This is a genomic window from Streptomyces sp. JLBG701, assembly GCF_058544905.1.
In genome coordinates this window covers 4,909,465-4,922,909 of sequence record NZ_CM178588.1, presented here as the reverse complement: position 1 = coordinate 4,922,909, position 13,445 = coordinate 4,909,465, and the positions used below count along the sequence as shown (strand labels likewise).

Annotated in this window: 11 protein-coding genes; 2 read left to right on the top strand and 9 right to left on the bottom strand. The window is 69.7% G+C overall.

From position 1 onward, the window contains the following. Positions 1-243: 243 nt before the first annotated feature. From moaA to AC5DRG_RS22480, 5 genes are all read right to left on the bottom strand, one after another. Positions 244-1,233: a GTP 3',8-cyclase MoaA gene (moaA, locus tag AC5DRG_RS22500; RefSeq protein WP_491812396.1), complete on the bottom strand. Its 990-nt coding sequence runs from the start codon at positions 1,231-1,233 to the stop codon at positions 244-246. Further along, the gene (locus AC5DRG_RS22495; RefSeq protein ID WP_491812395.1) at positions 1,223-2,332 is read right to left on the bottom strand and encodes an XdhC family protein; all 1,110 of its coding nucleotides are present in this window, start codon (positions 2,330-2,332) and stop codon (positions 1,223-1,225) included. Before AC5DRG_RS22495 ends, moaA begins: the two co-directional genes overlap by 11 nt. Before the next feature lie 179 nt (positions 2,333-2,511). Then, a complete protein-coding gene (locus tag AC5DRG_RS22490) occupies positions 2,512-4,704 on the bottom strand; it encodes a xanthine dehydrogenase family protein molybdopterin-binding subunit (protein ID WP_491812394.1) in 2,193 nt (730 codons plus the stop codon). After that, positions 4,701-5,681, bottom strand: a complete 981-nt coding sequence (locus tag AC5DRG_RS22485) for an FAD binding domain-containing protein (RefSeq protein ID WP_491812393.1) — start codon at positions 5,679-5,681, stop codon at positions 4,701-4,703. Before AC5DRG_RS22485 ends, AC5DRG_RS22490 begins: the two co-directional genes overlap by 4 nt. Before the next feature lie 13 nt (positions 5,682-5,694). Continuing rightward, complete coding sequence (locus tag AC5DRG_RS22480; RefSeq protein ID WP_491812392.1) at positions 5,695-6,345, bottom strand: (2Fe-2S)-binding protein; 651 nt, start codon at positions 6,343-6,345, stop codon at positions 5,695-5,697. A gap of 372 nt (positions 6,346-6,717) precedes the next feature. On the opposite strand from AC5DRG_RS22480, the gene AC5DRG_RS22475 reads away from it, so the two are divergent. Then, on the top strand, positions 6,718-7,764 hold the full coding sequence (locus AC5DRG_RS22475) for an NAD(P)-dependent alcohol dehydrogenase (RefSeq protein ID WP_491812391.1): 1,047 nt from the start codon (positions 6,718-6,720) through the stop codon (positions 7,762-7,764). A gap of 94 nt (positions 7,765-7,858) precedes the next feature. Further along, positions 7,859-8,776 (top strand): alpha/beta hydrolase family protein, encoded by a 918-nt coding sequence (locus AC5DRG_RS22470; protein WP_389353236.1) that lies wholly within the window; start codon positions 7,859-7,861, stop codon positions 8,774-8,776. A 150-nt stretch (positions 8,777-8,926) separates the two neighbouring features. On the opposite strand, the gene AC5DRG_RS22465 is transcribed toward AC5DRG_RS22470, so the two are convergent. From AC5DRG_RS22465 to AC5DRG_RS22450, 4 genes are all read right to left on the bottom strand, one after another. After that, on the bottom strand, positions 8,927-9,745 hold the full coding sequence (locus tag AC5DRG_RS22465) for an aminotransferase class I/II-fold pyridoxal phosphate-dependent enzyme (protein ID WP_491812390.1): 819 nt from the start codon (positions 9,743-9,745) through the stop codon (positions 8,927-8,929). Positions 9,746-9,951: 206 nt separating this feature from the next. Further along, entirely contained in the window at positions 9,952-11,049 is a 1,098-nt protein-coding gene (locus AC5DRG_RS22460) for a Gfo/Idh/MocA family protein (RefSeq protein WP_491812389.1), read from the bottom strand. After that, entirely contained in the window at positions 11,034-11,732 is a 699-nt protein-coding gene (locus tag AC5DRG_RS22455) for a ThuA domain-containing protein (RefSeq protein ID WP_491812388.1), read from the bottom strand. Before AC5DRG_RS22455 ends, AC5DRG_RS22460 begins: the two co-directional genes overlap by 16 nt. Positions 11,733-11,913: 181 nt before the next feature. Further along, positions 11,914-13,137, bottom strand: coding sequence for an ROK family protein (locus AC5DRG_RS22450; protein WP_491812387.1), 1,224 nt, complete (start codon positions 13,135-13,137; stop codon positions 11,914-11,916). Positions 13,138-13,445 lie beyond the last annotated feature (308 nt).

Here is a 13,445-nt window from a genome sequence, read left to right as displayed (position 1 = left end):
CTGCTGGGCGGTTTCACCAAGCCGACTGGGGCGAACCTCACCGCTGCCGCCAACCAGTATCGGTCGGGGCCCGAGCACGCGCTCGACCTGCTTCATCTCGCAGTCTGAGAACGCATCAGCCCTGCACGGAGGCCGCGAGCCCGTGCCGGTAGCCCGACACGGCGAACAGCAGCACGGCCAGCAGGATGAACAGGCCGAGCAGTGTCACGGAAGAATCCCTTTCCTGTCCCCCGAGAGATTTTCCTAGCCGCCGATGGCGGACATGGGCCGGTCCGGCTGGACGAAAGACGGGTCGTCCAAGCCTGCGCCCGCCTTCTTGCCCCACATCGCCACCTTCCAGATGCGGGCTATCTCCTCGTCCGGGGCTCCCGCGCGCAAGGCCGCGCGCAGGTCCGTCTCCTCCATCGCGAACAGGCATGTGCGGACCTGGCCGTCGGCGGTGAGGCGGGTGCGGTCGCAGGCGGAGCAGAAGGGGCGGGTGACCGAGGCGATGACGCCGACCACGTGCGGGCCGCCGTTCACCAGCCAGCGCTCCGCGGGGGCCGAGCCGCGCCTTTCGGCTCCCTCCTCCGTCAGCTCGAAGCGGGTGCGCAGGGAGGCCAGGATGTCGCCCGCCGTCACCATGCCCTCGCGCTTCCAGCCGTGCTGGGCGTCCAGCGGCATCTGCTCGATGAAACGCAGCTCGTAGTCGTGCTCGACCGCCCAGGCCAGCAGGTCCGGGGCCTCGTCGGCGTTCGGGCCCGGCATCAGCACCGAGTTGACCTTGACCGGGGTCAGACCCGCCTCAAGGGCCGCGTAGAGGCCCTCGATGACGTCCTTGTGACGGTCCCGGCGGGTGAGGGTCTTGAAGACGTCAGGGCGCAGGGTGTCCAGGGAGACGTTGACCCGGTCCAGGCCCGCCGCCTTCAAGGCGGTCGCGGTGCGCTTCAGCCCGATGCCATTGGTCGTCAACGACATCTGGGGACGCGGCTCCAGGGCGGCCACCCGCTCGACGATGCCCACCAGGCCCGGCCGCAGCAGCGGCTCGCCGCCCGTGAAGCGGACCTCCTCGATGCCCAGCGAGGTGACCGCGATGGCGATCAGGCGGACGATCTCGTCGTCCGTGAGCAGATCGGGCTTGGCCAGCCACTGCAAACCCTCTTCCGGCATGCAGTACGTACAGCGCAGATTGCACCGGTCGGTCAGTGAGACTCTCAGGTCGGTGGCCACTCGGCCGTAGGTGTCAATGAGCATGGATCGGTCCGGTGACCCGAGTCAGGGGCAGGCCGGTGCTCCGGTTGGCGTGGGCGATGATCTCGGCGGTGATGGAGATGGCCGTCTCCTCGGGGGTACGGGCGCCGAGGTCGAGGCCGATCGGGGAGCGGAGCCGTGCCAACTGCTCCTCGGTGACGCCGACTTCACGCAAGCGGTCAAGACGTGCGTCGTGGGTGCGGCGGGAACCCATGGCGCCCACGTAGCCGACGGGCAGGTCGAGTGCGAGCCGGAGCAGGGGGATGTCGAACTTGGCGTCGTGGGTCAGGACGCAGACGGCGGTCCGGGCGTCCACGGCCGTCTGGGCCAGGTAGCGGTGGGGCCAGTCGACGACCACCTCGTCGGCGTGCGGGAAGCGGGCTTCGGTGGCGAAGACGGGGCGGGCGTCGCACACGGTGACGTGGTAGCCGAGGAAGCGGCCGGCCTGGGCGAGGGCGGCGGCGAAGTCGATGGCGCCGAAGATCAGCATGCGGGGGCGGGTGGCGGCCACGTGGACGAGGACGGTGAGCTGCTCGGGGCAGGTGTCGGCGTCGCCGCCGAGCGAGACAAGTCCGGTGCGTCCGCTGCGGAGTTGGGCGGTCGCCCGGTCTCCCACGGCCCGGCCGGTCGGCCCGTCGCCGAGCGCGCGGCCGGCGATCCAGCTGTCGCCGAGCACGCTCAACGTGGCGCCGAGCAGTCCCTCAGCCCCGTCCACGACTTGGGCGATGGCGGCGGGCCGCCCCTCGACCGCCTCGGCGAACGCGGCGCCGAGATGCGGCTGGGCGGCCGGTTCGATGTGCTGGACCAGGACGTCGAGTTCGCCGCCGCAGGTCAGCCCGACGGCGAACGCGTCGTCGTCGGAGTAGCCGAACCAGGCCCGCTGGGCAGGCCCTTGGTCGTGCAGCACCTGGCGGCACAGTTCGTACACCGCGCCCTCGACGCAGCCGCCGGAGATGCTGCCGACGGCGTTGCCGTCCTCGTCGACGGCGACGGACGTACCGATGGGCAGGGGTGCGCTGCCGGTGACGTCGACGACGGTGGCCAGGGCGAAGGGGCGTTCCTCGCGGCACCAGCGGTGCAGTGTGTCCGCGATGTTCAGCATGGGGGGGGGCTCCAGAATCTCCAGGGTCTCCGGAGCAGGCGGTCGCTGTCGCAGAGGTCTCGGAAGGTGAGCGGGCCGCCGCCGCGTCGACAGGGGCGCGTGCGCGGCGGCGGCCCGGGGAGGGTCCGGCAGCCGTACGGGGGGCTCGGCTGCCGGACCCGTCTATGGAGGCGGTGGTGTCAGAGCAACGCCTCGGCGGTGATGGGCAGTTGGCGGACCCGTCGGCCGGTGGCGTTGAAGACCGCGTTGCCGATCGCGGCCGCCACGCCCACCTGGACGACCTCGCCGAGTCCCTTGACGCCCAGCAGGTTGCCGGCGTTGTCCTCGCCGTCCAGGTAGATCGCCCGGATCTCGGGGACGTCGGCGTTGACCGGGACGAGATAGTCGGCCAGGCTCGCGTTCACGATCCGCCCGTCCCGGTGGTCGGTGACCGTGTGCTCAAGGAGCGCCGTGCCGATGCCGCCCACGATGCCGCCGAGCGCCTGGCTGTCGGCGAGCTTGGGGCTGATGATCCGGCCGGCGTCGTACACACCGAGCATGCGCCGCACCCGCACCAGGCCCAACCGCCGGTCCACGGCGACCTCGGCGAAGGTGGCGTTGTAGGCGAAGTAGGCAGACCGCTCGGCGCCCGGCCCCTCGTAGGAGCCGTTGGCTTCGAGTTGGGCGCGGTCGTTGCGGGCCAGCAGCCTCTTGTACGTCTCGCCGCGCGCCGGATCGCCCTGCACGTGCAGTCGGCCGTTGCGCACGACCACGTCGTCCGCGTTCACGCCGTACAGCGGCGACTCGCGGTCCTCGACGGCCAGCTTGATCGCCTGTTGCCGCACCTTGTTGCAGGCGTCGACGACGGCCGAGCCGACGCTGGCCATGGTCGCCGAGCCGCCGTGCGGCGAGGTCGGCGGATAGAGGGAGTCACCGAGCCGGAAGGTGACCGTGCGCATGGTGAGCCCGAGCGCGTCGGCGGCGACCTGGGTCTGGGAGGTGTAGGTGCCGGGGCCCATGTCGGTGGTGGCCGCCTCGACCACCGCGGTGCCGTCGGCGTCCAGGCGGGCCCGGGCCTGCGCGGGAAATCGCCCCGGGTCGTACACGCCGGCGGCCATGCCGAGGCCGATCAGCCAGTCCCCGTCCCGCGTCGAGCGCGGCTTGGGGTTGCGGCGGTCCCAGCCGAACTCGCGGGCCCCGACCGTGTAGCACTCGCTCAGCCGCCGGGTGGAGAACGGCTCGTTAGTCGACTCGTCCTCGCTCGGCTCGTTGCGTCGGCGCAGTTCGATCGGGTCGATACCCAGGTTGTGCGCGAGCTCGTCCATCGCGGACTCGATCACGAACGACGCCGAGGCGAAGCCGGGGCCGCGCATCCAGATCGGGGTGTTCACGTCCAGGGGCACCCTCCGGTACGCCTGAGTGACGTTGGGCATGCTGTAGAGCATCTGGCCCGCACCCATGACGGCCTCGAAGAACGTCTCGTACGACGAGGTCTCGGCGTCGATGTCGTGGATCGCGGCGTTCAGCTTGCCGCGCCGGTCGCTGCCCAGGCGCAGCCGGTACTCGTACGACGGCCGGAAGCCGGTGCCGAAGTACATCTGCCTGCGGCTGAGGACCAGCTTCACCGGGCGCCGCACCACCCGCGCGGCCAGCGCGGCGACGATCGTGTGCGGCCAGCAGCGCAGCCCGCTGCCGAATCCGCCGCCGACGAACGGGTTGATGACCCGTACCGCGTCCGCCGGGAGGTCGAAGACCGCGGCGATCTCGTCGTGGGTGCCCATCACCCACTGGGTCTTGTCCCACACGGTCAGCTTGTCGCCGTCCCAGCTGGCGACGGTGGCGTGCGGCTCCATCGGGTTGTGGTGGTTGCGGGCCAGCTCGTACGTCAGGTCCAGCCGTACGGCGGAGGAGCGCAGGCCGGCTTCGGCGTCGCCGCGCGCGTAGGGAACCGCCTCGCCCGGCTCGGCCTCGTGCAGGTCGGTCGAGGGCTGTCGGGCGTCGTAGGCGAGTTCGACCAGGCTCGCGCCGTGCTGCGCGGCCTCCAGGCTGGTGGCGACCACGACGGCGACCGGCTGGCCGTGGAAGAGGACCAGATCGTCCTGGAAGACCCGAAGTCTGCGCCCGGGCGGGTTGTTGGACCCGGCATTGTCGCGGTACGGCAGCTTCGGGGCGTTGCCGTGGTGGATCACCCGCAGCACGCCCGCGTGTTTCTCGGCGGCGCGTGTGTCGATGGAGGTGATGCGGCCGCGGCCGATGCTCGCGTCGACGATGACGGCGTGCACGGCACCCTTGAGGTCGTGCTCGGCGGCGTACTCCGCCTTGCCGGTGACCTTGAGCCGACCGTCCACGCGGGACAGCGGCGCGCCCACGGCTGCCTGTGGCTGGGGGCTCACTTGGTACCTCCTACGATGCGCAGCTGGCGTTCGACGGTCCGCTTCAGCAGCTCGACCTTGAAGCCGTTCTGCTGGAGGGGCCGGGCGCCGGCCGCCGCCTTCGCGGCGGCGGACGTCCACAGGGACTCCGAGGGACGCTCACCGACGAGGTGCTGCTCGACGACGGGCAGTTTCCACGGCACGGTCCCCACGCCACCCGCGGCGACCTTGGCCTCCTGGATGACCCCGCCGCGTATGTGCAGCGCGACGGCCGCCGACGTCAGGGCGAACTCGTAGGACTGCCGGTCGCGCACCTTCAGATAGCCGGACTTGAGTGGACGCGGAAGCGCCGGGATCTCCACGGCCGTGATCAACTCGCCTTTTCTGAGGGCCTGTTCACGGTTCGGGGTCGTGCCGGGCCGGAGCAGGAAGTCGGCGAACGGCAGGGTGCGCGCGCCGTCCGGCCCGAGGAGGTGCACCGTTGCCTCCAGGGCGGCGAAGGCCACGGCGACGTCGGAGGGGTGGGTGGCCACGCAGGCGTCGGACGTGCCGAGGATCGCGTGCATCCGGTTGAAGCCCTCCCGGGCCGCACAACCGGAGCCGGGCTCACGCTTGTTGCAGGCGGCGGTGACATCCCGGAAGTAGGTGCAGCGGGTGCGCTGCATGATGTTGCCGCCGATGGTGGCCATGTTGCGCAGCTGGGCGGACGCGCTCAGTTCCAGCGCCTGGGAGACGACGGGATACAGGGTGCGCACCTTGGCATGCGCGGCGGCCTCGGACATGCTCACCAGCGCTCCGATGCGCAGGCCCCCGCGCCCGGTGACGGTGACCTCGTGCAGGGGCAGGCCGGAGATGTCGACCAGGGTGTCCGGGCGTTCGACGGTCTCGCGCATCAGGTCGACGAGCGTGGTGCCCCCGGCGATGTAACGCCCGCCCGTGCGACCGGCGTTGAGGGCTTCCCGGGTGGTGGAGACGCGGGTGTAGGAGAAGGGATGCATGTGGGGCCGCTCCTTACTTCCGGGCGGCGGTCTGCTCGACCGCGCGCACGATCTTGACGTAGCAGCCGCAGCGGCAGATGTTGCCGCTCATCCACTCCTGGATCTCCTCCGCCGAACCGGTGTGGCCCTCCTGGATGCAGCCGACGCCGGAGAGGATCTGCCCCGGGGTGCAGTAGCCGCACTGGAAGGCGTCCTCGTCGATGAACGCCTGCTGGAGCGGGTGGAGTTGGTCTCCCTTGGCCAGGCCCTCGATGGTGGTGACCTCTGCCCCTTCCAGCCGAACTGCCAGCGTCAGGCAGGAGTTGACCCGCTGTCCGTCGACCAGCACCGTGCACGCGCCACAAGCCCCCGCGTTGCAGCCCTTCTTGGACCCGGTCAGGTCGAGGTGCTCGCGCAGCAGGTCCAGCAGCGACGTCCGGTTGTCCACCGTCACGGTCCGGCGCATGCCGTTGACCGTCAACGACACCTGGCTGGAGGGAGACGCCCCGGCGGCGGCCGCCTCCGCGGAACCGGCAAGGTACGACCCCCCGATCACACCGCCCGCAACGACCGCACCACCCACCGCGGTACTCGTGGCGATGAACGTGCGCCGACTGGGCGCCGAGGATGACTCGCTGGACCCGGTGGGGGGTGGAGCAGCAGATTCAGAGAGATCAGTGGTCATGGATTTGCCTTCGCGTCACGGGCGGATCGGCCGTACAGAACGGCACGGAAGGAGGCGGGATCGTCGTCGCCGCAGACCTGGGCGGCCGCGCTCTCAGTGCTGCGGCCGTCCTCGTGAGGAGTCTGGCACCACGAGTAGTGCGTGTGACGGGGAGAGTTTTGTCCCCCCTTGGTTTTCTCACCGCCCAACTAGAGGTAGTTGAGCCTGTGTTCCCGGCGCCGTACGCACCCGGGCCTGCCCCCGCCAGAGGCAGGAACAGAGAAGGTAGGCACATTCCCTCCCTGGATGATCGCCCTGCGGAGCCGCATGCTCGTCACCGTGCCCGGCCGGAAGGCAGCCGGGCGCGTGAGCACCGCTAGGAGATCCCCCCTCATGACGACCACTGTCGCCGCCTACGCCGCCCCCTCCGCCAAGGCCCCGCTGGAGCGCACCACCATCGAGCGCCGCGAGGTCGGCGAGCACGACGTCCTGATCGACATCAAGTTCGCGGGCATCTGCCACTCCGACATCCACCAGGTCCAGGAGGGCTGGGGTACCGCCATCTTCCCGATGGTCCCCGGTCACGAGATCGCCGGCGTGGTCTCCGAGGTCGGTCCGGGCGTCACCAAGTACGCCGTCGGCGACCGGGTGGGCGTCGGCTGCTTCGTCGACTCCTGCCGGGAGTGCGACCACTGCAAGGCCGGTCTGGAGCAGTACTGCACCGGCACCGGCATGGTCCAGACGTACAACTACATCGGCAAGGACGGCGAGCCGACGTACGGCGGCTACTCCGAGAAGATCGTCGTCGACGAGAACTACGTCGTCCGCGTCCCCGACGGACTGGCGCTGGACGTGGCCGCACCGCTGCTCTGCGCGGGCATCACCCTCTACTCCCCGCTCAAGCACTGGAACGCCGGTCCCGGCAAGAAGGTCGCGATCCTCGGCATGGGCGGCCTCGGCCACATGGGCGTCAAGATCGCGCACGCGCTCGGCGCCGAGGTCACCGTCCTCTCCCAGTCCCTGCGCAAGAAGGACGACGGCCTCAAGCTGGGCGCCGACCACTACTACGCCACCAGCGACCCCAAGACCTTCGAGGAACTGGCCGGCACCTTCGACCTGATCGTCTCCACGGTCTCGGCCCCACTGGACTTCAGCGGGTACGTGAACCTGCTGAAGATCGACGGAGCCCTCGTGAACGTCGGCGCCCCCGAGGAGCCGATCTCCGTCAACGTCTTCCCCCTGATCATGGGCCGCCGCTCGATCGCCGGCTCCGCCATCGGCAGCATCGCCGAGACCCAGGAGATGCTCGACTTCTGCGCCGCGCACGGCCTCGGCTCCGAGATCGAGCTGATCCGCGCCGACCAGATCAACGAGGCGTACGAGCGGGTGCTGAACAGCGATGTGCGGTACCGGTTCGTGATCGACACGGCGACGATCTGACGCGGCAGCCGCGGCCGGACACGGGGAGCACCCACGAGATGAACTCGTAAACCTCCTATACCGCCCATAGCATCCCCATCGAGAGGAGCACATCATGACCGAAGTCGATATGGCGGAGCTGGCGTTCAACGGATTCGTCGGGCAGTGGACGGAGGGGACCACGGACGGCCGTCGCGCGCCCCTGTACCGCCGGCCCTCCGAGGTGGGCCTGGCCTACGAGGACGTGACGTTCCCGTCGATGGACGGCGTACCTCTCGAAGGCTGGTTCATCCCGGCCGACTCCGACCGGCTCATCATCCACAACCACTTCTCCCCCGGGAACCGCTACGGCTACCCCGGACATCTGCCGGGCTGGGACCGCTTCGGCGGCTTCGAGGTCAACTTCCTGCCCGCGTACAAGGGGCTGCACGACGCGGGCTACAACGTGCTCACCTACGACCTGCGCAACCACGGCATGAGCGGGTACGGCAACGGCGGGATCTGCACGATCGGCCTCACCGAGTACCGCGATGTCATCGGCTCCCTCCGCTATGTCGCCGCGCGTCCGGACACGGCGGGCATGAAGAAGGCGCTGCTGTCGGTGTGCCTGGGCGGCAACTCCACGGCCGTGGCGTGGGCGAAGCATCCGGAGGAGTTCGCCGAGATCCAGGCGATGGTCCTGCATCAGCCGCTGGAGGGCCGTTCCATCGGCGAGCAGTTCTCCAAGGCCATCGGCTTCGAGGGCGGCTACGACCGGCTCGACCAGGCCGTCCTGGAACGCACCGGCTTCCACCTGGCCGAACAGTCGCCCGCGAAGTACGCGTCCGCCATCACCGTGCCCACCCTGGTCGGGCAGGTGCACGACGACGTGATGACCACCCCGGAAGCCGTACAGGCGGTCCACGACGCCATCCCGGTCGAGGACAAGAAGATGCACTGGATCCACGGCACCACCCGCCGCTTCGACGGCTACAACTACTTCAGCGAACACCCCGAGGTCGCCGTCGCCTGGTTCGACGAGCACGTCCGCTGACCAAGGAACCTCTTCCAGGACTCCGGCGCCGCACCTGACCACGTACCGAGTGCTCAGGTGTGGCGCCGGTACTGCTTCCACGCGGTGGCAAGTCGGCCGACGCCCTCGGTGAGCTGGTCCTCGGGCAGGTGGTAGGAGACACGGATCCTGTCAGTGAAGTAGCCGGGCGCCGACAGGAGGGGTCCGGGCAGGACCGCCGCGCCGGCGCGCAGGGCGTACTGCTTGGCGTCGGCGCCGGGGAGGCGTACCCACAGGGACAGGCCTCCGGTGGGTTCTTGCCACTCCCATTCTGGCAGGTGTCGTTCGAGCTCGCGGGAGAGGACTCTGAGGCGGACGAATGCTGTCGCTCTGCGTTCCTGGTCTATCTCCGGTGCCTTGTGCAGGAGTTAGGCGGCGATGCACTGGCTGAGCTGGGGGGGTGCCGAGGTCGGCGACGCTCTTGGCGCGGCCGTGGGAGCCGACGGCGGAGGGGGGCGCGATGATCCAGCCGACTCTCAGACCGGTCCAGGCCCGTTTACTCATGGAGTCGGCGACGGCGATCTCCGCGGTCTGGCTGAAGGAGGCCAGTGGGGGCGGCAGTTCGTCGATGAAGCCGACTCCGGCATGGCTGCGGTCCTCGATGACAGTGGTGCCCGTCTCCTCGGCGACGCGGGCGATGCGGCGGCGTTCGAACACCGACGTCACCTCGCCGGTGACGTTGTTGTGGGTGGGGATGACGTAGATCAGTGCGGGCTGGCGTTCGGCGGCGAGATGGAGGAGTCCGTCGATGCCCTCGGGGCAGGCGGGGGCGGCTTCGATGCGGGCGCCGACGGCGCGGAAGGCGTCCAGCGCTCCGAGCGAGGTGGCGGGCTCGGTGATGACCAGGGCTCCGGGCCGCAGATGATGGGCGGCCAGGAGGGAGACAGCCTGCTGGACGCCGGTGGTGACGATCACCCGGTCGGTGTCGACGGGGACGCCTTCGCGGTGCATCTGAGTTTCGACCGCCCTCTCGAAGGTGCTCAGGGGCCATGGAGGGGCCACAAGGACAGAAACAGATCGACAAGCACCACACAGGGCCGACACCGATCAACGCGTCCGACCTGATCCGCGCCGGGCAGCAGCGGGGTGTGCGCGGCCAGGCGGGGCAGCAACCGGCGGGCCATAACGTGCAGTTGCTTCGGCGTGACCGGCTTGCCTCACGCCCGCCGCGCGAGATCCTGTAGCGGCACCGGCTCCGGCCGTTCGACGGAGCTGGTGACCGGCAGGCTCCTGTCGGCGTGTGCCGACTCCAGCAGCTGCTCCATCACGTCCAGCACATGGTGGGCCAGCAGCCCGCTCGCGCGCGGCGGCCGCTGCGGCGTGGCTGTGGCCAGGTCGGCCAGGCCGCAGCCCCGGCCCGTGTCGCGGTACCCGGCGGAGACCGGCAACACCTCCCAGCCGGTGCCGCCGAGCCGACGTATCGCGACGTCGCCGTCGAAGTTGTTCGGGTCGGGCACGACCAGGCTGCCGCGTTCGCCGTGCACCTCGATCCGGGACGCCTTCGAGTCCACCGCGTCGAAGCTCATGACGATGGTGGACAGCACCCCGCCACGATGTTCCAGCACACCGGTGACGTGGGTGTCGACGTCGACGGGTATCACCTCGCCGCGCCTGGGGCCGGAGCCGATGACCCGTTCGCTGCGGGTGCGGGTGGCCGCTCCGGTGACCCGGACGACGGGTCCGAGCATGGTGACCAGGGCCGTGAGGTAGTACGGGCCCATGTCCAGCAGCGGGCCGCCACCGGGCTGGTAGTAGAAGTCCGGGTTCGGGTGCCATGCCTCGTGCCCGGGCGTCACCATGGTGGCGGTGGCGGCGATGGGGGTGCCGATCTCGCCGTCGTCCACGGCCTTGCGTGCGGTCTGTATGCCGGTGCCGAGCACGGTGTCGGGGGCGCAGCCGAGCGCGAGTCCGGCGCGGTCTGCCGCGGCGAGCATGGTGGCCGCGTCCGCGGCGGTGCCGGCCAGCGGCTTCTCCCCGTAGACCGGCTTGCCCGCGGCGATGGCCCGCAGCGCCACCTCCGCGTGCGCCTGCGGCACGGTCAGGTTGAGGACCAGGTCCACATCCGACGCCGCGAGCAGGTCGTCGACGTCCGCCGTCCGTGCCGTCGGCACGCGCTCCAGCACCGCGGCCGCGCGCTGCGGTGCCAGGTCGGCCACGGCCACCAGTTCCAGGCTCTCCAGCACTGTCAGCCGGTCCAGGTAGGCGCTGCTGATCGCGCCGGCACCCACGAGCCCGATCTTCAGCGGCTGGCCCACAGCATCCCCCGCTCGATGATCGTTTTCACACTGCTGTGCTGCAGTACGTCGAGGCTGTGCCCCGGCGTGGCGACGAAGATCCGTCCGCGGCCCCATTCCCGTGTCCAGACGGCCGGGTGGACGACCTCGCGGTGCCATGGATCGAAGTCGCGGCGCTTCTGGGTGGTGGTGGCCAGCACATTGATGTACGAGTCGGCCAGCACCCAGTACTGCTCGGTGACCAGGTCGAAGTCGTCGATGCCTGCGGTGATCGGATGCTTCTTCCCGGCCTCGTTGATCTCGACCGTGTACGGCACGAATTCGTCGGTCGGGCCGTTGTTGTGCGGGAAGGGGTGCTTGCCGGGATGGCAGCCGAACTGGCCCCCGACCAGGTGCAGGTAGTCGTTGGTGTTACGGAAGGAGTCGACGATGCCGCCGTGCCAGCCGGCGAACCCGGTGCCGGCCTCCACCGCTGCGCGCAGTCCGCGGAACTCGTCGGCCTCGATTGTGCTCATGGTGACGCTCTGCAGGACGAGATCGACCCCTGCCATGTACGCGCCGTCGGCATAGACCGCCGTCGACTCCTCGACCCGCACGTCGTACCCGTTGGCCTTCAAGTGGGGGATGAACAGCTCGGTCGCCTCGACCGGCCGATGGCCTTCCCACCCGCCCCGTACTACCAGAGCGGTCTTGTTCGTTGACACGGATGTCCTTTCGTCACTTGCTGAATCCGACGGTCACACCTCTGACGAGCTGTCGGCACGCGACGACGTACACCACCTGCAACGGCAGGCTCGCCAGCACGACCGACGCCAGCACCGCCGGGGGATCCGCGGCAGGGCCGTGCCCGGGTGCGCGGCGTGAACGTACTTCACCGGGACCGGATCAGAGCCAGGCGGCGAGCCCTGCCGGGGAGAGGGCGTGTTCCACCGCGAGGTGGCCGCCGCCCAGCAGGCCGAGGTCGGCGTTGAGGGTCGTGGTCTCGATGCGGATGCGGTGGGTGGCCTGGGCCAGGGCTCGTTCGTAGACGACGCTGCGGACGCCGGCCAGCAGATCTTCCTCGAGGGCGGCGAAGGATCCGCCGATCACGATGAGTTCGGGGTTGTGGAAGCAGACCACGATGGCCAGCACCTCACCGAGTCGTTCGCCGGCCTCGCGCACCGCGCGCAGGGCTCGGGGTTCGCCCTGCTGGGCGAGGCGGATGACGTCGTGTTTGGTCTCTACGGGAAGCCCTTCGGCGGCGAGCCGGGCGGCGATGGCGTTGCCGTTGACGATCGCACGCAGGCAACCGGGGTTGCCGCAGCTGGTGCACAGCTGGTCTCCGTAATCGGTGCCGCGCAGTCGTACATGGGCGATCTCGCCCGCGATGCCGTTGGCGCCGCGGTGGATCCTGCCGTTGCTGATGATGCCGCAGCCGAGTGCGGAGCCGAACTTGACGAAGAGCATGTCGTCTACCGCATCGGCCCGGGACCGGTACTCGCCGAGTGCCATGAGGTTGGCATCGTTGTCGACCAGCACAGGGGCGTCGCACATGGGGGAGAAGACGTCTTGGGGCCGGAAGCTTTCCCAGCCGGGCAGTTTGACGGGCCGGATCGGAACGGCCTTGTCGGTGTCGACCGGGCCCGGCACGCCGATGCAGATCGCCCGGACGTCGGACCACCGGCGGTCGACTCCGGTGAGTAGTTCTTCAAGAGTGGCCAGGATGCCGGCCATGGCGGCTTCGTGCCCTGCCTCGGGCGTGATGTCGACGTAGCCGCTGTCGAGAAGTTGTACGCCCAGGTCGAGGACGCCGACGCGGCAGTGTGCGGCGCCGATGTCGATGGCGGCGACGACTCCGGCGGCCGGGTTGACGCTGAGTTCCACGGCGGGACGGCCGCCGGTGGAGTCGCCGAGGTGTGTGGTCAGGAGACCGCGCCGGGTCAGCGCGTCCAGTCGTTTGCCGACCGTGGTTCTGGACAGTCCGGTCAGCCGTGCCAGGTCGGTCTTCGATGAGGCGCGGCCGGTGGCGACATGGGTGACGAGTTCGCTGTGCTCGCGCAGCCCGGCATGCGCGGACTCGACACCGTTGACCGCACCAGTTCTGCCGGATCTGGCGAAAGCTTCTGACACTGCCGCTGTCTCCCTTGTCGAAGGTGCTGTTTGGAATGCCCTGATGCACAGTAAGCAGCTCGTTGAGCCAAGAGCAACTCCCCGTTGGACCCGTCATCCAGGCGGTGACGACGGGGTTCCGGGAAGGTTTCGTCGCATCTTGCATAAGTTCTGTCTTGTCTACCTGGCGGGGCCGGGGCAATAGTTGCGGTGCGGCGCCACCCGGCCGAAAACGACCGTCACCCGGTCTCCCGGACCACCGGCTTGTCGCCCACCACCTGCGGGTTCCCGTGTCTTCGGCGCTTCGCGCCCATCCCGGGATCACGGAA